Raw genomic sequence first — 22318 nt, 5'->3', positions numbered from 1 at the left:
ACCTGCTGATTCGTTTTGGTTTCTTACGAAGCCTTCCCGTTTCAACGAGGTCGCATTATAGAGATTTCGATCACACTGGCAAGCCCTTTTTAAAGTTTTTCTCGTTTTTTTATTCGTTCGATTAAAAAGAGCACAAAACGCCTCAAAAGTAGGCTTTTCTCTTACATCTCTTGCAGTTTCTTAGAGAATAAAGAGACTTTTTCCCAGTTTGTGTACTCGACTTCCTTGGTTGTATCCGTTTCGCCACCTGTCATATTCATAATGAAGCGAATCATGGTTTTATCGAACCAGTTATAACGTGGGTAATAGAGGGCACCAGCGAATACACCGATTAGAGTCGGCTGCCATGGTGACTTAAGAAGAAACTTCTTAATATAGGCACTACCTTCAGGGGTGTCTTTGCCTTGGTCTTCTTTACGAGCCGTTAAGTTAACGCAGAAGAAGGCAACCTTATTGGATTGCAACTGAGCAAGGTTGGCATCAATGAACTGATATAGCTTCTTATTAAGATGGCCATAACGAATAGATGCACCAATCAACACTCTGTCGTATTGAGCAAAGTCGACATTACTAATAGTGTGCAGATCTTGAAGCTCACATTCGAACTCATTCATTTCTTCTTTTATATAGTTCAAGATCTTCTTGGTTTGCCCTTCACGGCTTGAATACAAAAATAGAGCTTTTGCCACAATGTTGTCCTTAGCTACGCCAAAACGTAGGGGTCAATAAAATTAATAAGGTGAATATCTCTAAACGACCAAACAGCATAGATACGATCAACACCCATTTAGCCTTATCATTCACATCGCCGAAGTGCATTGCCACTTCACCTAAGCCCGGGCCAAGGTTATTCAATGTTGCCGCTACGGCAGAGAAAGCACTCAGCTCATCCATCCCAGTAGCAATAAGAGCCAACATACAAACCACAAAAACCAATGCGTATGCAGAGAAGAAGCCCCAAACCGCATCAACAACACGTTGTGGTAACGCAGAACCGCCAACCTTGATGGTATAGACAGCACGCGGGTGAACAAGGCGCTTCATTTCACGAGCACCTTGCAGAGTAAGCAATAAGATTCGAATGACTTTCATACCACCGCCTGTTGAACCTGCACACCCACCAATAAAGGAAGAGAACAGAAGCAAAACGGGCAAGAATAGTGGCCACTCAGAAAAACCGGTGGTGGTGAAGCCTGCGGTTGTTGAAATAGATACTGTCTGGAACAGCGCTTGATCGAAAGCATCGTAATACGAATTGTAAGAGTGATGATTAAGTAGCAATAAGAAACAAACTAAGAACAGTACAACTTGAATAAAGATAAAGGCGCGAAACTCAGGATCTTTCCAATAATACTTAGGATGCACACCACCTGAAGCAAATGCCGCAAAGTGAAGTGAATAGTTACATGCTGATATAAGGAGGAACACGACCGTAATCATGTTGATAGCAGGACTGTTGAAATAGCCCATGCTCGCATCGTGAGTCGAGAAGCCACCAATCGCAATCGTAGAGAAGCTATGGCTGATAGCATCAAAGAAACTCATACCGGCAAGCCAAAACGCCACGGCACAGGCAATAGTTAAACTCAGGTAGATATACCAAAGTGCTTTCGCAGTTTCAGCAATACGCGGAGTCATCTTACTGTCTTTGACTGGGCCTGGGATTTCAGCTCGATATAACTGCATACCACCGATACCGAGAACAGGAAGGATGGCGACCGCCAATACGATGATACCCATACCACCGAACCATTGCAGGAACTGGCGGTAAAATAGAATTGCCTTAGGTAGGTCATCGAGGCCAACAATAACTGTTGCACCTGTAGTTGTTAATGCAGAAAACGATTCGAAGAAAGCATCGGTAACCGAAACGTTCGGGTTATCGGCGATCAAAAACGGCAATGCGCCCGCACTGCCGATTACCGTCCAAAACAACACAACAATAAGAAAGCCATCACGCGCTTTCAACTCATGTTTATATCGTCGGTTGGGGAACCAACAAGTTGCCCCACAGAATAATAGAACGAAAAAAGTCGTCACAAATGGCACACCCGCACCATCTCTATAGATAAGTGCGACGAGCGCAGGTGCGAGCATTGATACACTAAAAAGTGCTAATAATAATCCGACGATTCGAATAATTGAGCGAAATTGCATGAGCTATTGAACGAAGCGAAATGCTTCAAACTTCCTAGTTGTCTTTAACTTTCGTTACCAGTGCCTTGGCACCGCTTTTATTGATCATGGTCTGGGTAAACGAATCTACCTGCAGGAGCTCTATCTCAATGATAAGCTCAACTTGAACACCATAATCCGCTTGGATCTCAACAGCCTGATGCTGAGCCATAATAGATTGTGCAATTGGCACGAAGCTATAGTCTAACTCTAGCCGTAATTTTGTGGTTATTTTTTTCTCGATAGTTTGAAGCAGCTTGAGAGCTTGTTGTACTCCTCCACCGTAAGCCTTAACCAAACCACCCGTTCCGAGCTTGATTCCGCCAGAATAACGAGTCACAACAGCCGTTAATTCACCAACGCCTGAACCCGATAACTGCGCCAAGATAGGCTTGCCAGCGGTACCTGAAGGTTCACCATCATCACTAAAACCCCATTTCATAGAGTCTTCCGGTCGCCCTGCCACAAACCCCCAACAATTATGTCGCGCTGAAGAATGCTCTTTTTTTACCTGCTCTACGAACTGTTTAGCAACTTCTACACTTGGTGTATGAGCAAGCTGAGTAATGAATACGCTCTTTTTAATCTCTTCTTCAAACAGAGCCGATGCTGACGGTATTAAATAGGGCTGTTCATTCATATCGTTGACTTAATTATTAAGAGCGGCGAAGTGTATCACGCGTGAATAATAACGGTTAGAGGATCTGTGCTATCGCACAATGTTAAACAATTGTTTAAAAAATGTATTGAAATTAATCAGGCAGAGGTACAGACTAAGATAACTGGTCTTACCAGGTATTCTACAATAATAGAAAGATAACAAGATTCTCTCAAACAATCGTGGATTGTATGTCATGGAGATAGACAATGATTTACCAAGCTAACACCCTACAGGTAAAGGAATTACAAGATGGTATCGCTGAACTAAGCTTCTGCGCGCCGGCCTCTGTAAACAAACTCGACCTCGCTACTTTAGAATCACTAGACAAAGCGTTAGATGCTCTTAATGCTCACGCAGGATTACGTGGTTTAATCTTAACTTCAAACAAAGACGCGTTCATTGTAGGCGCAGACATCACTGAATTTCTTGGCCTATTTGCTAAGCCAGAAGCAGAACTTGATGAATGGTTAAGATTCGCTAATTCAATCTTTAGTAAGCTCGAAGATCTTCCTGTACCAACTCTTTCAATGATGCGTGGCCATGCTCTTGGCGGTGGCTGTGAATGCGTACTCGCAACGGACTTCCGTATTGGTGACAAAACCACCAGCATAGGTCTACCAGAAACAAAACTGGGTATCATGCCTGGCTTTGGCGGTTGTGTGCGCCTACCTCGTGTTATCGGTGCAGACAGCGCAATGGAAATTATCACGCAAGGCAAAGCATGCCGCGCAGATGAAGCGCTTAAGATTGGCTTGTTAGATGCGATTGTTGATACAGACAAACTATTAGAGTCAGCGATTAATACTGTTTCACTGGCTGCAAATGAAAAAATCGATTGGCAGCTACGTCGTAAACAAAAAACATCAGCGCTATCACTGAGTAAGTTAGAAGCAATGATGAGCTTTACCATGGCTAAAGGCCTTGTAGCTCAAAAAGCAGGCCCTCATTACCCAGCGCCAATTACTTCAGTTATTGCTATTGAAGAAGCAGCACGTAGCGATCGCGATGCGGCGTTAGACATCGAACGTAAACACTTCGTTAAACTAGCGAAATCAGAAGAAGCAAAAGCTCTTGTTGGCTTATTCCTTAATGACCAATACATTAAAGGCTTAGCAAAACAGGCTGGTAAATCTGCAAATAAAGCAACTGAGCGTGCTGCCGTACTCGGTGCTGGCATCATGGGTGGCGGTATTGCTTACCAATCTGCGCTGAAAGGCGTGCCAGTAATGATGAAAGACATCGCACAGGCGTCTCTTGATCTTGGTATGAACGAAGCATCTAAGCTATTGAATAAACGTTTATCACGCGGTCGCCTAGATGGATTCAAGATGGCAGGTATTCTGTCTTCTATTACTCCAAGCTTGCATTATGCTGGTGTTGAACAATCTGATGTGATTGTGGAAGCGGTTGTAGAAAACCCGAAAGTAAAAGCAGCAGTACTGAGTGAAGTTGAAGGCCTAGTTGGTGAAGACACGGTTCTAACATCAAATACCTCAACGATTCCGATCAACCTGTTGGCGAAATCTTTAAAGCGCCCAGAAAACTTCTGTGGCATGCACTTCTTTAACCCAGTACACCGCATGCCTTTGGTTGAGATCATCCGTGGCGAGCATACTTCAGAAGAAACCATTAATCGCGTAGTTGCCTACGCAGCCAAAATGGGTAAATCCCCAATCGTTGTTAATGACTGCCCTGGCTTCTTCGTAAACCGTGTACTTTTCCCTTACTTTGGCGGTTTCAGCATGTTGCTACGCGACGGTGCTGACTTCACTAAAATAGATAAAGTCATGGAACGTAAGTTCGGTTGGCCAATGGGCCCTGCGTACCTGCTCGACGTTGTTGGTTTAGACACAGCACACCATGCACAAGCAGTAATGGCGCAAGGTTTCCCTGAGCGTATGGGTAAAGAAGGCCGTGATGCGATTGACGCGCTTTACATCGCTGAAAAATACGGTCAGAAGAACGGTAGTGGTTTCTACACATACAGCGTAGACAAACGCGGTCGTCCTAAAAAGACCTTCTCAGAAGACATTCTTCCTATCCTGGCTGATGTATGCCAACAGCCACAAGACTTTGATGACCAGACCATTATCCAGCGTGTGATGATTCCAATGATCAACGAAGTGGTGCTTTGTTTAGAAGAAGGCATCATTGCTACACCGCAAGAAGCGGATATGGCACTGGTTTACGGTTTAGGCTTCCCTCCATTCAGAGGCGGCGTATTCCGCTACTTAGACAGTGTGGGTATTGGTAACTTCGTTGAAATGGCGAAGAACTACCAAGACTTAGGTGCAATGTACCAAGTTCCTCAACTATTGCTTGATATGGCAGCGAAAGGCGAAAGCTTTTACGACGGTCAACAAGCCAGTTCTCTGTAACCCACTCTTGGAAAAGGAATAGCAAAATGAATAATGTAGTTGTTGTTGATTGCCTTCGCACCCCAATGGGACGTTCCAAAGGTGGAGCTTTCCGTCACACTCGTGCTGAAGATTTGTCAGCACATTTGATGAAAGGCATTTTAGAGCGCAACCCAGAAGTAAACCCTGTCGAAATTGAAGACATTTACTGGGGTTGTGTACAACAAACGCTAGAGCAAGGCTTCAACGTCGCACGTAACGCTGCTTTGCTTGCTGGTCTCCCGATTGAGATTGGTGCGGTAACGGTCAACCGTTTATGTGGCTCATCTATGCAAGCTCTGCATGATGCAACCCGCTCTATCATGGTTGGCGATGCTGAAATCTGCCTGATCGGTGGTGTAGAACACATGGGCCATGTGCCAATGAACCACGGTGTTGATTTCCACCCAGGCATGTCTAAGCACGTAGCAAAAGCAGCAGGAATGATGGGCCTAACGGCTGAGATGCTTGGTAAAATGCACGGTATTAGCCGTGAAGATCAAGACGCATTCGCAGCACGCTCACACGCTAGAGCTCAAGCAGCAACGGTTGAAGGTCGTTTCAAGAATGAAATCCTACCAACAGAAGCTCACGCGGCAGACGGTTCACTGTTCACTCTGGATTATGATGAAGTAATTCGCCCTGAAACTACTGTTGAAGGCTTGTCTCAGCTTCGCCCAGTATTCGATCCAGCAAATGGTACGGTAACAGCAGGTACTTCATCAGCACTGTCTGATGGCGCTTCTGCAATGCTTATCATGAGTGAAGAAAAAGCCAACGCGCTTGGCCTTAAGATTCGTGCTCGCGTGAAGTCTATGGCTATTGCAGGTTGCGACCCTTCTATCATGGGTTACGGCCCAGTACCAGCAACCAAGAAAGCACTGAAACGTGCAGGCTTAACGATTGAAGATATGGGTGTTATTGAGTTGAATGAAGCATTCGCTGCTCAATCTCTTCCATGTGCGAAAGATCTAGGTCTACTGGATGTGGTTGACGAGAAAGTAAACCTTAACGGTGGTGCCATTGCACTGGGTCATCCACTAGGCTGTTCTGGCTCTCGTATCTCAACAACCCTGATTAACCTAATGGAAGCACAAGACGTGAAATACGGCTTAGCAACCATGTGTATTGGTTTAGGCCAAGGTATTGCAACGGTATTTGAACGCCCATAGCGCTCGTTGATTGTAATACTTGTAGGGTAATATTTTGTGCAGCTATATTTATATAGCTGCACTTTTTATTGCTCGGCGTCCAATAATGTATCGATTCGTTCAGCGAACTTAGCAAGAGTAAAAGCGCCACCCACATCTATGCACAAAATGCATAGACTCAATGTTGATGTTTCATTATTTTTTCTTCGGTGATTCAACTAAAGTTACTTCAGTTTCCTAATATTCCTCCCACGGAGCAGATCATGTTTAAAGCACTTGTACTAAACCAAGAAGACAAAAAAACTATCGCGTCAGTTTCTCAAATTGATGAGTCTCAATTACCAGAAGGTAACGTGAAGGTTGATGTAAGTTACTCTTCTTTGAACTACAAAGATGGTTTGGCGATTACAGGTAAAGGACGCATTGTTCGTAACTTTCCTATGGTTCCTGGTATCGACCTTTCTGGTGTGGTTTCACAATCTGAAGACCCACGCTACAAAGCGGGCGACGAAGTTGTTCTAACTGGCTGGGGTGTTGGTGAAGGCCACTGGGGCGGCATGGCGGAGAAAGCAAGCCTAAACGGTGATTGGTTAGTGCCAATGCCATCGGGTCTAGACGCTAAAAAAGTAATGGCTATTGGTACAGCAGGCTTTACAGCAATGCTTTGTGTTCAAGCTATTGTAGATGCTGGCATCAAACCAGAAGACGGTGAAATCCTAGTAACAGGTGCAAGTGGCGGCGTAGGCAGTGTGTCTATCACTCTACTAAACCAACTGGGCTACAAAGTCGCAGCTGTGACTGGTCGTGCTTCTGCAAATGGCGAGCTATTAAAATCACTAGGCGCAACACGTATTGTAGAGCGTGCTGAACTAGAAGAACCGGCGAAGCCACTTGAGAAACAACTGTGGGCTGGTGCTATCGATACTGTAGGTAGCAAAGTACTTGCTAAAGTATTGGCGCAAATTGATTACAACGGTGCGGTTGCAATGTGTGGTCTAGCAGGCGGTTTTGACTTACCAACCACGGTAATGCCATTCATTCTACGTAACGTTCGCCTACAAGGTGTGGACTCGGTAATGTGCCCTCGTGAAAAACGTATTAAAGCGTGGGAACAACTGGCTGAATTACTACCTGAGTCTTTCTACGGCCAAGCGACTAAAGAAGTGTCTTTAGACGGTGCAATTCAAGCAGCAGAAGACATCACTAACGGTCAAATCACTGGTCGCGTAGTCATTAAACTATAGATTCTCAAACATAAAGTTATCAAACCTTAAGCAACAGCTTTAGATTTGGATAACCCAAAATAACAAAGGGCTGATAGTAATCAGCCCTTTTGCATTTTTGTCATTAGGATCGAGTAAACCAAAGCTAGACCTCAGTTAACCTAAGCCAACATCCGCAATACGCTTTTGAATCAATTCGCCACACTCCTCTTTTACCACTCTTCTTAACCATTGTTGCGAAGCTGAAGAATCGCAACGTGAGTGCCAAATCAATGAGTAATCAAACGGCATAAACTCAAATGGCAACGGCTTGACGACCAAGTCATAACGCTCAGCAACCAAATAAGCCAAATCGGCAGGAACAGTAATCACCAACGGCATCCTATCGACAATCGCCAATGCGGCTTCAAGGTGATAAGCACGCAGCACCATTTTGCGAGGTTGTTGATTGGCTAAAGCGTTATCCAATAAAGCCTTAACACCATCACTGATCGCAATCATCGCATGCGGGAGGGAAACATAATCTTCAAGGCTTAACGAACGCTCGGCTAACGGATGATTTTTAGATAGCAAGCAAGATACGCCCACTGGCCCCAACACTTCTTGATGAAGTGGCGCGATGCTGCCACTCGGGCGACAAATCGCCATATCGACACGTTCGGTACTGAGCTGCTTAAACAAATGCTCATGCTGCAGCGGTGCAAACTCCAAAGAGATATTCGGCGCTTGCTCATAAATCTTAGGCAATGCATAAGGCAAGATGGTTTGCATCGCGTAGTCAGTAGTCGCAATCAGAAAGCGTTCACTGCAATAGTAAGGATCGAAATCACTCGGGCTCAGCAGTTGGCGGAATGACTCTAAAGGCTGATCAATTCGCTGGCTGATCTCGAGTGCTTTTTTGGTGGGGATAAGGTGCTGACCTTGGCGTGTAAACAGCGGATCGTTAAGTAGTTCTCTTAAGCGCCCTAACACTCGACTGGTTGCTGATTGGCTTAAGTTAAGACGAAGCGCAGCCTGGCTAACACTGCCCTCTTCAATCAATACTTTTAAGGCGACCAATAAATTTAGGTCTCTACGATAGATGTCTTCTAATTCCACGCCACTTACCTAGTTGTATAGAACTGTCATTAGTTACTAAGTTGTTTATAGCATGCTTTAGATAAAAAAAATCCCGCAATTATGCGGGGAAGCCCAAGAAAATCTGGGGATAGTGTCGGAATGTTGTCGTATCGGAATTTACTTGTTGTATTCGGGTTAGTGCTCTTGCTCTTCGGCTATACCTTGCCAACGGCGCATCTCTACCCAAATACCAATAATCGTTGCTACTATGCCAAAGATAGGCATCAGTGAGGTCTCTGTCGATGAGCGTAAAACTAACGCACAGAAAGAAATAAAACAGAGAACTGAATAAATTGTTAATCTATCTAATCCTGTCAACATCGCCACTCCTTAGCTAGTTGCCTTTGTTTCAAGTTGTTATCAACTTGTTAACTAAGTTATAGGAAATGATTCTGTTTGCCAAGCACTTATTGCATATTTTTTCTGCAGACGTATTATTCACTCGTTAGATAGATATAGAGATACAAACCATGACATTCAAACCTGAACTGGCAACCCACACTTTAGAAGCTGAAGGCCTACGTTGCCCAGAACCAGTAATGATGGTCAGGAAGACAATTAGAAACATGCAGGATGGCGATGTGTTACTGGTAAAAGCTGACGACCCTTCGACAACTCGTGATATTCCGAGCTTTTGTCGTTTTATGGATCATCAGTTAGTCGGCCAAGCGACTGAAACTTTGCCTTACCAATATTTGATAAGAAAAGGGTTGGAGGCATAACGCCTCACCTAAATATCAAGCATCAAAAAAGCCGCTCGTACCTTATGTTCTTAAACAGAACTCAGAGTACGAGCGGCTTTTTGTTTATTCGTTTCTAGACTTGTTTTGCAGATGTTCAAGCTGATGCTGAATTTCTCGGATATCTTTTCGCATAGGAATAATATGCGCGACCCGAATCCAGGCTTCTACTGCAAGCCCGGTCATGATCATAGAACCCGCCACCATTGGTAGCCACATGTCCGTCAACACCATGCCTAATAGTGTAAGTGCAAGGCCAAAGGTAAATAGATAGCTTTGGCTTTGTGGAGTGATACCCATATAACGCGTCAACATAATCATGCCCTCGTGTTCTTAACTCACAAGATTAAAATATCATGACAAGTATGACAGTTATATGTCCATTCGATCGATAAACCTGACAATACTGTAAGAGTATGACCTACAACACGTTACTCTACTGGTTGAGTATAATAAGACTCAATACCACCGCTTAATAGAAAGCCGCCGCGATAGCCAAACCCACGAATAACAAAGCAGTGATCTTGCGAATCAGATCAAGAGGCATCTTATCTGCCGATAACTTACCAATGATCACCACAGGCACATTCGCCAGCAACATACCAATGGTAGTACCCAGAATCACCCACGTTAATGCATCAGAATATTGGGCCCCTAGAATGGAGGTCGCAATCTGAGTCTTATCGCCAATCTCAGCAATAAAGAAAGCAATAAAACTGGCGACAAACGGACCACGGTTAGAGATGGCTTCATCGTCGTCCAGTTTATCCGGAATAAGAATCCAGCCCGCCATAGCGATAAAACTGACCACCAGCACCCATTTCAACACTTCAGGAGATAAGTAATCTGCGACCACAACACCGAGCCATGCAGCAAGGGCATGATTGGCAATAGTGGCAAAGAAGATAGCGGCAATAATCGGTATCGGTTTGCGATATCGACTGGCTAATAAAAGGGATAACAACTGAGTCTTATCACCGATCTCGGCTAAGGCGACAGTTGTAATTGAAATTGCTAAAACGCTCACGACATGCTCATTTGGGACGGAGATTATTATATTTAACCAAAGACAAACCTCGCGCCCCATCCCAGTTCACGATGCTTGTCTAAGGTCTTGCTAAGCGCCACCAAGGTGGTGGTTGCCTCGAACGCCATGATGATTTTGCATCAATTATGTTGACGGACGAACTCATTCAATAGGATATGAATAAGTAAGCTACTCCCCAAAGACCGCGAGATTTTAATCACCCACGCTTTCAAACACAAGTGTCAAAGTTATCAAAATATCCACTTGTGCCGAAAAACAAACATTAAAGGCAAAAAAATCCACTAAACGACATTTTAGACCACTAATTAAACAAGATTACCCCTACTCGCTTTACCAATATCTCGGTATACTCAGAGGTTATTTTTCTCATTCATTTAAAAGAATCGCGCGAACCTGACTATGCAAAAATACGATATCAAAACCTTCCAGGGAATGATCCTCGCGCTGCAGGATTACTGGGCACAAAACGGTTGTACCATTGTTCAACCACTAGATATGGAAGTAGGTGCTGGCACCTCTCACCCAATGACATGTCTACGTGCACTTGGCCCAGAGCCAATGTCTACGGCATACGTTCAACCTTCTCGTCGTCCGACCGATGGTCGTTACGGTGAAAACCCGAACCGCCTGCAGCACTACTATCAATTCCAAGTAGCTCTAAAACCTTCTCCAGATAACATCCAGGAGTTGTACTTAGGCTCTCTTGAAGTTCTTGGTGTCGACCCGCTTGTTCACGATATTCGCTTCGTAGAAGACAACTGGGAAAACCCAACGCTAGGCGCATGGGGTCTTGGTTGGGAAGTATGGCTAAACGGTATGGAAGTGACTCAATTCACTTACTTCCAACAAGTTGGCGGCCTTGAGTGTAAGCCTGTAACTGGCGAGATCACTTACGGTATCGAGCGTCTAGCAATGTACATCCAGGAAGTAGACTCTGTTTACGACCTTGTATGGAACGTAGCACCAGACGGTTCTAACGTGACTTACGGTGACATCTTCCACCAAAACGAAGTTGAGCAATCAACATACAACTTCGAGCACGCAGACGTAGATTTCCTATTCACTTTCTTCGACCAGTGCGAAAAAGAGTGTAAAGAGCTACTTGAGCTTGAGAAGCCACTGCCGCTTCCAGCTTATGAGCGCATTCTAAAAGCAGGTCACGCATTCAACATCCTTGATGCGCGCAAAGCTATCTCTGTAACAGAGCGTCAACGTTACATCCTTCGTATCCGCAACCTGACTAAAGCTGTTGCAGAAGCGTACTACGCGTCACGTGAAGCACTTGGCTTCCCAATGTGCCGATCTGTAGAAGAAAAGGAAGGTAAATAATCATGGCGAAGAATTTTCTAATTGAACTGGGTACGGAAGAGCTTCCACCAACGGCACTTCGTTCTCTAGCAGAAGCCTTTGCTTCTAACTTTGAAGCAGGTCTTAAAACGGCTGAGCTTTCTCACGAAGGCATCAAGTGGTACGCAGCACCTCGTCGTCTAGCACTTAAAGTGACTGCCCTGGCTGAAGGCCAAGCAGACAAAGTGGTTGAGAAGCGCGGCCCTGCAATTTCTGTAGCATTCGATGCTGAAGGCAACGCGACTAAAGCTGCACAAGGTTGGGCTCGTGGTAACGGTATTACTGTTGAGCAAGCTGACCGTCTGAAAACAGACAAAGGTGAGTGGCTTCTTTTCAAACAAGAAGTGGCTGGCAAACCAGTTCAAAAATTGGTAATGGACATCGCTGCGAAAGCACTGGCTGGCCTACCCATTCCTAAAGCAATGCGCTGGGGTAACTCAGACATCCAATTTATCCGTCCAGTGAAAACACTGACAGTACTACTAGGTGATGAGCTTGTTGAAGGCAAAATCCTAGGTGTAGCTTCTGCTCGTACTATCCGTGGCCACCGTTTCATGGGCGAACAAGAGTTCACTATCGACTCTGCTGACCAATACCCTGCGATCTTAGAAGAGCGCGGTAAAGTAATGGCAGATTACGATGCGCGTAAAGCGATCATTCTTGCTGATGCTAAAAAAGCAGCAGATGCGGTTGGCGGTATTGCTGACCTAGAAGATGACCTTGTTGAAGAGGTTACCTCTTTGGTTGAATGGCCAGTAGTGCTTACTGCTAAGTTTGAGCAAGAGTTCCTAAAAGTGCCTTCTGAAGCTTTGGTTTACACCATGAAAGGCGACCAGAAGTACTTCCCTGTATACGATTCAGAGAAAAACCTACTACCGAACTTTATCTTCGTTTCGAACATCGAGTCTAAAGAGCCTCGTCACGTTATCGAAGGTAACGAGAAAGTTGTACGTCCACGTCTTGCTGATGCTGAATTCTTCTTCAACACCGACCGTAAGCGCCCGCTTATCGACCGTCTTGCTGAACTAGATCAAGCTATCTTCCAGAAGCAACTGGGCACTATCAAAGACAAAACAGACCGCATCACAGAACTTGCAGGCTACATTGCTGAGCAAATCGATGCTGACGTTGAAAAGTCTAAGCGCGCAGGCCTACTGGCTAAGTGTGACCTAATGACATCAATGGTATTCGAATTTACGGATACTCAAGGTGTGATGGGCATGCACTACGCAACGCACGATGGTGAAGACGAGCAAGTAGCACTGGCACTTTACGAGCAGTACATGCCTCGTTTCGCAGGTGACACACTACCAAGCACTGGCATCTCTTCTGCTGTAGCAATGGCAGACAAGCTAGACACTATCGTAGGTATCTTCGGTATTGGCCAAGCACCAAAAGGTTCTGACCCATTCGCTCTACGTCGTGCATCACTAGGTGTGCTACGTATCATCGTTGAAAACGGCTACAACCTAGACCTAACTGATCTAATCGGTAAAGCGAAAGAGCTACTAGGCGACAAGCTAACTAACGACAACGTAGAAGCTGACGTTATCGACTTCATGCTAGGTCGTTTCCGCGCATGGTACCAAGATGCTGGTTTCAGCGTTGATATCATCCAAGCGGTACTAGCACGTCGTCCAACCAAGCCAGCTGACTTTGACCAACGTGTTAAAGCGGTTTCTCACTTCCGTGAACTGGAAGCAGCAGAAGCACTAGCAGCAGCGAACAAGCGTGTAGGTAACATCCTTGCGAAATTCGATGGCGAACTACCAGCAGAAATCGATCTAGCTCTTCTTCAAGAAGACGCAGAGAAAGCGCTGGCTGAAAACGTTGAAGTAATGACAGAAGCACTAGAACCAGCATTCGCGACAGGCAACTACCAAGAAGCCCTAAGCAAGCTTGCTGATCTACGTGAACCAGTAGATGCATTCTTCGATAACGTGATGGTTATGGCTGATGACGAAGCGCTTAAGAAAAACCGTCTAACGCTACTGAACAACCTACGTAACCTGTTCCTACAGATTGCTGACATCTCTCTACTACAAAAATAAGCACGAGTGAGATTGTTGCTCTAAGTCATACTCTGAGTAACTAACTGTAAACACCCAAAGGGAAGCGAAAGCTTCCCTTTTTGTTTTTGTGAACCAAGCATTTGTTTGTAGGCGTATTATTGATTAACTGAATGAAACAGCACTCAGACTGTAGAGGGCATTGTTTGCTATAAATAACCTGTTTATTCAGGGGAAGGGAACAATGAAAAAAACAGTACTCGCGCTTTCAATGCTCGCACTCAGCGCATGCAGCCAAACCAGTGACAATAAGCTATTACTGACAATTGATAACGACACTGTCGTATTTGAATCATCAGGTAAAGGCACCGTAATTGCAGAACAGGAACTCGCCAAAGGTAGCTATACCTTCTCTATCAGCGACGCTCAAAAGACCTGTGGTACTAACTATGCTTTGGCTGAAGAGAGTCGCATCAAATTCAATAAACCCCTTCGTCTAGACGACTGTGCCGAGAATTCTGAAATCGCCATCAAGGTCTTTCGCGCTAACACCTACCAGTTTACGCTCAACCCACAGACCAATGAACTCACGGTTCAGATAAAGCCAAAGCAGCAACAAGTTCAAAGCTTTGCCTGCCCAGTACCTAGTGACCAGCCAACCACCATCAACGTTGCTCAAACCTTTGATGATGGCACCTTGGTAAGAGACGCCCTTTCAGGAAAACAAGTCACAGTTACCAACGGCAGCGTCACCATGCAGCCTGCAGAAAACAGCCAAGGTGTTCTGCTACTAGAGAAAGTAGAACCAGAAACCAAAGCTGATTTTAGTTGGGACAACGCCACGGTTTACTTCGTGATGACCGATCGCTTCCACAACGGTAACCCTGACAACGACAATAGCTATGGTCGCAGTCAAGATGGACAAGATGAAATCGGCACCTTCCACGGTGGTGACCTAGCAGGCTTAACCGAAAAGCTCGACTACATTGAATCGCTCGGGGCCAATGCTATCTGGATTACCTCTCCACTAGAGCAAATCCACGGCTGGGTTGGCGGTGGTGATCGCGGTGACTTCAAACATTACGGCTATCATGGCTACTACCATCAAGATTGGACTAAGCTCGATGACAACATGGGTACCGAAGACGAGCTGAAAACCTTCATCGATACAGCACACAGCAAAGGCATTCGTGTCGTTTGGGATGTGGTAATGAACCACACGGGTTACGCAACACTTGCCGACATGCAAGAGTTCGATTTTGGTAAACTCAACCTGACCGATGACCAAGCTAAACAAACGCTTGGTGAGAACTGGACCGACTGGCAACCGAAGGCAGGTCAAAACTGGCACTACTTCAATAACTTCATATCCTACAGCGACCAAGACGCTTGGGAAAAGTGGTGGGGTAAAGCGTGGTTACGCAGTGATATCGGCGCTTATGACTCACCGGGGTACAACAACCTCACCATGTCTTTGGCGCACCTGCCCGATTTCAAAACAGAATCGACAGAAACTACTGGGCTACCTAACTTCTATCTCAACAAGTCCACCAGCGCCACGGATGAACTCAAAACACCTCGAGAGCATCTCATCACTTGGTTGTCTGACTGGGTGCGCGACTACGGTGTCGATGGTTTCAGAGTCGATACCGCCAAGCACGTTGAGTTAGACGCGTGGGCAGAGCTTAAAGAGAGCACTAACCAAGCGCTTGCAGAATGGAAGCAAAACAACCCAGACAAAGCCCTGGATGACCTACCTTTTTGGATGACAGGCGAAGTATGGGCACACAGCGTAGTCAAATCAGACTATTTTGCTAACGGCTTTGATTCGATCATAAACTTTGAATTCCAGAGTGATATCGCACCAAAGGCGCTCAAGTGCCTATCCGATCTTGATGCTGATTACCTTCGTTACGCAGAGAAGATCAACAACGATAGTGAGTTCAACGTGTTGAGTTACCTTTCGTCTCACGACACCTCGCTATTCTGGACACAACATGGCAGTGACTTTGCCAAACAGACCAAAGCTGCAAACGCGTTGATGCTGGCTCCCGGTGCAGTGCAGATCTATTACGGTGATGAAATCGCTCGTGATTTCGGCCCAACAGGCTCCGACCCAATGCAAGGCACTCGCTCTAATATGCCTTGGGATCAAATCACAGGTGAACGAGCAGAGTTGCTGGAACACTGGCAAGCGCTTGGCCAATTCCGCCAACGCCACCCAGCGGTAGCCCAAGGTAAGCACATCATCCGTAGCAGCAAGGGCTACTATGCTTTCGAACGCCAATACCAAGATGACAAGGTATTAGTCGTTTATACTGGCTCAAAGTAAGCGCTGATTGAAATAACCCACAGGAATTAAAAGGAGAAGCTTAGGCTTCTCCTTTTTTTGATCACGAAACACTCGTTCAATAAGAAAGCAGACACTCATTAGTTAAACTTTATAGAAGTTTTTTTCGTGTTAGAGCATTTGGCGCTATGCGTCGCAAAAACATTGCGGTATGTTCAAGGAACACACTGATGGTAGACATAAGGTCTGCCTTAATGACACATAACAAGCAATCACAATGAATTAGGTAAAATAAGTAATGCAGTTCTCTAAGTTTGGTGAAAAATTTAATCGATACTCTGGAATCACTCGTTTAATGGATGATTTGAATGATGGCCTGCGCACTCCTGGCGCAATCATGCTCGGTGGTGGCAACCCAGCCGCTATCCCAGCCATGCTCGATTACTTTAACCAAGCCAGTGCCGACATGCTCGCCAGTGGAGAACTCATCGCCGCCCTCGCCAACTACGATGGTCCGCAAGGCAAAGACAGCTTCATTAAGTCGTTAGCGGCAATGCTGAAAGAAACTTATGGTTGGGACATCAGCGAGAAGAACATCAGCCTGACCAACGGCAGTCAAAGTGGCTTCTTTTACCTATTCAATCTTTTAGCAGGCCAACAGCCAGACGGATCACACAAGAAAATCTTGCTACCGATCGCGCCGGAATACATCGGCTACGGCGATGCTGGCATTGATGACGATATTTTTATCTCTTACCACCCAGAGATCGAACTGCTAGAAAACCGCCAGTTTAAATACCACGTTGATTTTGAACAGCTCAAGGTTGATGACTCGGTTGCCGCTATCTGTGCCTCTCGCCCAACCAACCCAACCGGTAACGTGCTGACCGACGAAGAAGTACGTAAACTGGATAAACTGGCGCGTGAAAACAACATTCCGCTACTGATCGATAATGCTTACGGCCTGCCGTTTCCAAACATCATCTTTGAAGATGTCGAGCCGTTCTGGAATGAAAATACCATTCTGTGCATGAGCTTATCTAAGCTTGGTTTGCCGGGTGTGCGTTGCGGTATCGTGATTGCGAGCGAAGAAGTAACACAAGCTCTGACCAACATGAATGGCATTATCAGCCTAGCACCCAATAGTGTTGGTCCTGCGATTGCTAACCACATGATTGAAAAAGGCGATTTACTGCGCTTAAGCAGCGAGGTAATCAAACCTTTCTATAAAGATAAATCTCTACGTGCAGTTGAGCTCTTACAAGAAGCGATCGATGACCCTCGCTTCCGTATCCACAAGCCTGAAGGCGCGATTTTCTTATGGCTATGGTTTGATGAACTGCCGATTACCACCATGGAGCTGTACGACCGCCTCAAAGCTCGTGGCGTGTTGATTGTTCCGGGTGAATATTTCTTTATCGGCCAAGAAGACGAGTGGGATCATGCCCATCAATGTCTACGCATGAACTACGTGCAAGATGATGAGGCGATGCAGAAAGGCATTTCAATCATTGCTGAAGAAGTAAAAAAGGCTTACTCAGAACAGTAATAAAACCTTTTAGGTTACTGTAACCCAAATACAAAAAGAGCACCGACCTTCTTCAAGGTACTGGTGCTCTTCCACTTTTACTTCCCGATATTTTTTTAGCTCTAAGGAGCTAACAGCAATTAACCTTCTAGTAGGCTATTGCCGTTGATAGCAATCTTACGTGGTTGCATCGCTTCTGGGATTTCGCGTTCTAGGTCGATGTGAAGAAGACCATTTTCCATGCTTGCACCTACCACTTTTACGTAGTCAGCCAGTTGGAATTTACGTTCGAAATCGCGCTCTGCAATACCTTGATATACGAAGGTTTTCTCTGCTTCAGCTTTACGCTCACCTTTAACAATTAGCATGTTCTCTTTTTGAGTAAGGTCTAATTGATCATCTGCAAAACCAGCGACTGCCATAGTAATACGGTAGTTATTCTCGTCTTTTTGCTCGATGTTATACGGAGGGTAACCGCCAGAAGTATTTTTCGATGTGTTCGCTTCCATCATATTGAAAAGACGATCGAAGCCGATTGCGTTGCGGTAAAGTGGTGTGAAATCTACAGTTCTCATAATGCTATCCTTTTAGTAAGCAATAGTCTTAGCTGTGATTTTTACTGAGATCGAACCTGTGAGTGATCCAGTAAACAGCTAAGGGATTCAGTTCGCATTCCTCGGGTTTCACCTCTATTGGCGACAACGCTGGGACATGGCAATGAATCAATTTTTAAATTATGTGCTGCCAAAGTTATCCTCTATTGAGCGATACTTCGTTAGCGGTAATGAAGGTTCTGTTTCTTCTCTTGTAGAGCAAGACAGTCATCCTCTTCACAACTAGATATGTGGATTGAGCAAATCAGTTTCAAGCGTCTATTTTCAATTATTTTTCCAATCCAATATTTTTCAATCACTTAAAAACAAAAAAGACCGTCATTTCTGACAGTCTTTTCAATAAGATATTGAGTTTTTTGAGACGAAGCTATTTCGTTTTAGTTCAAGGAAGAGGCGCGGAGCATACGAATGTATGTGAGCACCTCTGACACAGAAATTAAGCGAAAGAGCGAAGTATCAAAGGTACTAAACGTCTAGGTTTGCTACTTTCAATGCATTCTCTTCGATGAAGTTACGACGCGGTTCTACTTGGTCGCCCATCAACGTTGTAAACAACAGGTCAGCACCAACAGCATCTTCAATCGTTACTTGCATCATACGACGAGTTTCAGGATCCATCGTTGTTTCCCAAAGCTGATCAGGGTTCATCTCACCTAGACCTTTGTATCGTTGTAGGCTCAGGCCACGACGAGACTCTTTCACTAACCAGTTCAGAGCTTCAACAAAGCTAGAAACCGCTTGAGTACGCTCACCACGCTTGATGTAAGCGCCTTCTTCAATCAAGCCGTCAAGCGCTTCAGAAAGGTCTGCTAGCTTACCAAACTCTTTCGAGTTGATAAGGTCAATGCTGAGTACATGTTCGTGAGTAACACCGTGTGTACGCACTACAATCTTAGGAACGCTTAAACCTAGCTCTTCGTGTTTTTCAACTTCAAGAGAATATTGGCTCGCACCCGATTCTTTGCCGTTTAGCTGCTCTACAAGCTGCTTACCCCAAGCTTCAACTGCCGCTTCATCATGACACTGCTCAGCGGTTAGGCGAGGTACATAAATCAGTTCGTGAATCAGTGCTCGTGGGTAACGACGGCTCATACGATCAACCAGCTTAATACCTGCATTGTATTGATGAACAAGCTTCTCTAAGCCTTCACCAGTAAACGCAGGTGCTTCAGGGTTTACGTGCAATTCTGCATTATCCAAAGCCAAAGATACTTGATATTGGTTCATCGCATCTTCATCTTTGATGTACTGCTCTTGCTTACCCTTCTTCACTTTGTAAAGCGGTGGCTGAGCAATGTAGATGTAACCACGTTCAATCAGTTCAGGCATTTGACGGTAGAAGAACGTCAGTAGCAGAGTACGGATGTGAGAACCATCGACATCGGCATCGGTCATGATGATGATGTTGTGGTAACGCAGTTTATCTGGGTTGTATTCGTCACGGCCAATACCACAACCAAGCGCTGTGATTAACGTTGCAACTTCTTGAGAAGAAAGCATTTTATCGAAACGTGCTTTCTCTACGTTAAGGATTTTACCTTTAAGCGGTAGGATTGCTTGGTTCTTACGGTTACGCCCCTGCTTAGCTGATCCGCCAGCAGAGTCTCCTTCCACAATATATAGTTCAGACAGTGCAGGATCTTTTTCCTGACAGTCAGCGAGTTTACCTGGAAGACCCGCTAAATCTAATGCGCCTTTACGACGTGTCATCTCACGAGCTTTACGCGCCGCATCACGAGCACGTGCTGCATCGATAATTTTAGAACAAACGATTTTCGCTTCACCTGGGTTCTCAATTAGGAACTCAGACAGTTTCTCACCCATCGTAGACTCAACGGCAGACTTCACTTCTGAAGAAACCAGCTTGTCTTTAGTTTGGCTTGAGAACTTAGGATCTGGCACTTTCACCGAAACAATCGCCGTCAAACCTTCACGAGCATCATCACCTGATGTTGAAGTCTTCGCTTTCTTCGAGAAGCCTTCTTTGTCCATGAAGCTGTTCAATGTACGTGTTAGTGCACCACGGAAACCCGCTAAGTGAGCACCACCATCACGCTGAGGGATGTTGTTGGTGAAACAATAAATATTTTCTTGGTAACCGTCATTCCATTGCATCGCAACTTCAACGGTAATACCGTCTTCACGCTCATGATCGAAATGGAATATTTTCTGGATAATCGGTGTTTTGTTGGTGTTTAAGTGCTCAACAAACGCTTGGATACCGCCTTCGTATTCGAAGTGATCCATTTTGTCTTCTTCGCGCTTATCAATTAGCTTAATTGATACACCTGAGTTCAAGAATGATAGCTCGCGTAGACGCTTAGCTAAAATATCGTAATGGAACTCGATGTTAGTGAAGGTTTCTTCACTCGGCCAGAAACGAATCTCTGTACCTGTTTTGTCCGTGTCACCTACAACCGCTAGTGGCGCTTGAGGCTCACCGTGGCAGTATGTTTGAGTGTGGATTTTACCACCGCGATGGATAGTCAGAGTAACTTGCTTAGAAAGTGCGTTAACTACTGAAACACCAACACCGTGCAGACCACCAGATACTTTGTACGAGTTATCATCGAACTTACCACCAGCGTGAAGAACCGTCATGATTACTTCTGCTGCTGATACTTTTTCTTCTGGGTGCAATTCAGTTGGAATACCACGGCCGTCATCGCTTACTGACACAGAACTATCTTCATGGATAGTTACGATGATGTCATTACAGTGACCAGCGAGTGCTTCATCAATAGAGTTATCTACCACCTCAAAAACCATGTGGTGCAGACCGGTACCATCATCCGTGTCGCCAATGTACATTCCAGGACGCTTACGTACCGCATCCAGACCCTTCAGTACTTTAATACTCGATGAATCGTAATTATCTGACATAGTTACTCTCTGACTAATTATCCTTGCTCTATTTTGCCATGTTCCACATGAAACATCCTGCTATTTTCGTCATGCATATCTGCAATCTGATCAGCGGTAATAGAGCTTACAAAAACTTGAGCCTTGGTCGCCTTTAAACACTCAGCAAGACGTGCTCGGCGTTGGCTATCTAATTCGGAAGCAAAGTCATCTATCAAGTAGATGCACTGCTTACCTGTCATTTGAGTGAGGTGTTGCCCTTGTGCTACTCGTAGCGCGCACACCATCAACTTCAACTGACCTCGTGACAAGACATCTTCCACAGGAGTGCCGTTCACTTTTATCTTTAGATCCGCTTTGTTTGGCCCACTAAAGGTGTAACCAAGCTGCTGATCCCTTTCAAAATTCTTTTCTAATATCTCGGCGTATGGGGTGTCTTTATCCCAGCCTCGATAGTAGTTAATCTTTATCTCAAACTCAGGTAAGAAGGTTGCACAGATTTCTTCGGCGACTTCTTTAAGCTGTTCAACGTACGTGGCACGCCAATGACTGATGCTTTCAGCTAAACGGGCTAATTCTTGATCCCAATAGCTCAGTTCTCGATAGTTCGTCGCCGTTTTCAATAATGCATTACGCTGTTTATTGAGGCGCTTTACCCTGCCCCAAGCATCATAAAAGCCCGACTCACTGTGGAAGACTCCCCAATCAATGAATGCGCGGCGATGCTTAGGTCCATCGGTTAGTAAATCAAACCCTTCGGGGTGAATCAACTGCAAAGGTAAGACTTGAGCTAACTGAGCCAATTTTTGCCCAGTTTGACCGCTTATTTTAACCTCTGTGGTGCCATCGCGCTGCTTATTAATGCCAATTGGCAGCTCAAATTGATCCGAGGTCATAAAACGGCCATGGACAAACAGTTCGCTACACTCATTTTGAATGATACGACCGGTTAAGGAGCTTTTGAACGATCGACCATGTCCGAGCAGATACACCGCTTCAAGGACGCTGGTTTTGCCGCTTCCGTTAGCCCCTATAAGAAAGTTAAAGCCTGATGACGGTTGAATGTCACAGGCTTCAATATTTCTAAACTGCTTTACGATTAAGCGCGATAAAGGCATAACGTCTTCATATTAATCTTCAATCACGGCTCGATAG

At 45.2% G+C, this 22318-nt stretch carries 18 protein-coding genes; 8 read left to right on the top strand and 10 right to left on the bottom strand.

Annotated features, from left to right (window positions below):
• Positions 1 to 161: 161 nt before the first annotated feature.
• Genes hemG through L3V35_RS23735 form a run of 3 tightly spaced genes read right to left on the bottom strand, consistent with a single transcriptional unit; the run spans position 162 to position 2815 of the window.
• The gene (hemG, locus tag L3V35_RS23745; protein ID WP_054548333.1) at positions 162 to 689 is read right to left on the bottom strand and encodes a menaquinone-dependent protoporphyrinogen IX dehydrogenase; all 528 of its coding nucleotides are present in this window, start codon (positions 687 to 689) and stop codon (positions 162 to 164) included.
• Positions 690 to 699: 10 nt separating this feature from the next.
• Positions 700 to 2157, bottom strand: coding sequence for a TrkH family potassium uptake protein (locus L3V35_RS23740; RefSeq protein ID WP_237300740.1), 1458 nt, complete (start codon positions 2155 to 2157; stop codon positions 700 to 702).
• 34 nt (positions 2158 to 2191) lie between these two features.
• Positions 2192 to 2815, bottom strand: coding sequence for a YigZ family protein (locus L3V35_RS23735; RefSeq protein WP_237300739.1), 624 nt, complete (start codon positions 2813 to 2815; stop codon positions 2192 to 2194).
• Between the two features lie 227 nt (positions 2816 to 3042).
• Here L3V35_RS23735 and fadB point away from each other — a divergent pair, with 227 nt between their 5' ends.
• The 3 genes from fadB to L3V35_RS23720 all read left to right on the top strand — a co-directional run bounded on the left by fadB (position 3043) and on the right by L3V35_RS23720 (position 7627).
• Positions 3043 to 5214 (top strand): fatty acid oxidation complex subunit alpha FadB, encoded by a 2172-nt coding sequence (gene fadB, locus L3V35_RS23730; protein ID WP_017073802.1) that lies wholly within the window; start codon positions 3043 to 3045, stop codon positions 5212 to 5214.
• A gap of 26 nt (positions 5215 to 5240) precedes the next feature.
• Complete coding sequence (gene fadA / locus L3V35_RS23725; protein WP_016784138.1) at positions 5241 to 6404, top strand: acetyl-CoA C-acyltransferase FadA; 1164 nt, start codon at positions 5241 to 5243, stop codon at positions 6402 to 6404.
• A gap of 242 nt (positions 6405 to 6646) precedes the next feature.
• On the top strand, positions 6647 to 7627 hold the full coding sequence (locus L3V35_RS23720; protein WP_146453672.1) for an MDR family oxidoreductase: 981 nt from the start codon (positions 6647 to 6649) through the stop codon (positions 7625 to 7627).
• A gap of 135 nt (positions 7628 to 7762) precedes the next feature.
• On the opposite strand, the gene L3V35_RS23715 is transcribed toward L3V35_RS23720, so the two are convergent.
• Positions 7763 to 8704 carry a LysR family transcriptional regulator gene (locus tag L3V35_RS23715; protein WP_237300738.1) on the bottom strand — a complete coding sequence of 314 codons (942 nt, stop codon included), beginning with the start codon at positions 8702 to 8704 and terminating at the stop codon, positions 7763 to 7765.
• Positions 8705 to 8860: 156 nt separating this feature from the next.
• On the bottom strand, positions 8861 to 9046 hold the full coding sequence (locus L3V35_RS23710; protein ID WP_004736674.1) for a hypothetical protein: 186 nt from the start codon (positions 9044 to 9046) through the stop codon (positions 8861 to 8863).
• Between the two features lie 149 nt (positions 9047 to 9195).
• Between L3V35_RS23710 and tusA the strand changes: the two genes are divergently transcribed.
• Positions 9196 to 9447, top strand: a complete 252-nt coding sequence (gene tusA, locus L3V35_RS23705) for a sulfurtransferase TusA (protein ID WP_004736675.1) — start codon at positions 9196 to 9198, stop codon at positions 9445 to 9447.
• Positions 9448 to 9531: 84 nt separating this feature from the next.
• On the opposite strand, the gene L3V35_RS23700 is transcribed toward tusA, so the two are convergent.
• Both L3V35_RS23700 and L3V35_RS23695 read right to left on the bottom strand, forming a co-directional pair.
• Positions 9532 to 9786 (bottom strand): hypothetical protein, encoded by a 255-nt coding sequence (locus L3V35_RS23700; RefSeq protein WP_004736676.1) that lies wholly within the window; start codon positions 9784 to 9786, stop codon positions 9532 to 9534.
• Positions 9787 to 9937: 151 nt separating this feature from the next.
• Positions 9938 to 10492 (bottom strand): TMEM165/GDT1 family protein, encoded by a 555-nt coding sequence (locus L3V35_RS23695; protein ID WP_017073807.1) that lies wholly within the window; start codon positions 10490 to 10492, stop codon positions 9938 to 9940.
• A 420-nt stretch (positions 10493 to 10912) separates the two neighbouring features.
• Between L3V35_RS23695 and glyQ the strand changes: the two genes are divergently transcribed.
• From glyQ to L3V35_RS23675, 4 genes are all read left to right on the top strand, one after another.
• Positions 10913 to 11842: a glycine--tRNA ligase subunit alpha gene (gene glyQ, locus L3V35_RS23690; RefSeq protein ID WP_004736678.1), complete on the top strand. Its 930-nt coding sequence runs from the start codon at positions 10913 to 10915 to the stop codon at positions 11840 to 11842.
• Between the two features lie 2 nt (positions 11843 to 11844).
• Positions 11845 to 13911, top strand: coding sequence for a glycine--tRNA ligase subunit beta (gene glyS / locus L3V35_RS23685; RefSeq protein WP_114634135.1), 2067 nt, complete (start codon positions 11845 to 11847; stop codon positions 13909 to 13911).
• 202 nt (positions 13912 to 14113) lie between these two features.
• Positions 14114 to 16201 (top strand): alpha-amylase, encoded by a 2088-nt coding sequence (locus L3V35_RS23680; RefSeq protein ID WP_237300737.1) that lies wholly within the window; start codon positions 14114 to 14116, stop codon positions 16199 to 16201.
• 256 nt (positions 16202 to 16457) lie between these two features.
• Entirely contained in the window at positions 16458 to 17708 is a 1251-nt protein-coding gene (locus L3V35_RS23675) for a valine--pyruvate transaminase (protein WP_017092348.1), read from the top strand.
• A 119-nt stretch (positions 17709 to 17827) separates the two neighbouring features.
• On the opposite strand, the gene L3V35_RS23670 is transcribed toward L3V35_RS23675, so the two are convergent.
• From L3V35_RS23670 to recF, 3 genes are all read right to left on the bottom strand, one after another.
• Entirely contained in the window at positions 17828 to 18262 is a 435-nt protein-coding gene (locus L3V35_RS23670; RefSeq protein WP_017080845.1) for an Hsp20 family protein, read from the bottom strand.
• Positions 18263 to 18766: 504 nt separating this feature from the next.
• Positions 18767 to 21184, bottom strand: a complete 2418-nt coding sequence (gene gyrB / locus L3V35_RS23665; RefSeq protein WP_237300736.1) for a DNA topoisomerase (ATP-hydrolyzing) subunit B — start codon at positions 21182 to 21184, stop codon at positions 18767 to 18769.
• A 17-nt stretch (positions 21185 to 21201) separates the two neighbouring features.
• Entirely contained in the window at positions 21202 to 22281 is a 1080-nt protein-coding gene (recF, locus tag L3V35_RS23660) for a DNA replication/repair protein RecF (protein WP_237300735.1), read from the bottom strand.
• Positions 22282 to 22318 lie beyond the last annotated feature (37 nt).

Source organism: Vibrio sp. L5-1 (assembly GCF_021728315.1).
In the GTDB taxonomy this organism is placed as follows: Bacteria; Pseudomonadota; Gammaproteobacteria; order Enterobacterales; family Vibrionaceae; genus Vibrio; species Vibrio splendidus_K.
Note: the sequence above shows the minus strand (reverse complement) of the source record. Positions and strands in the feature narration are given on the sequence as shown.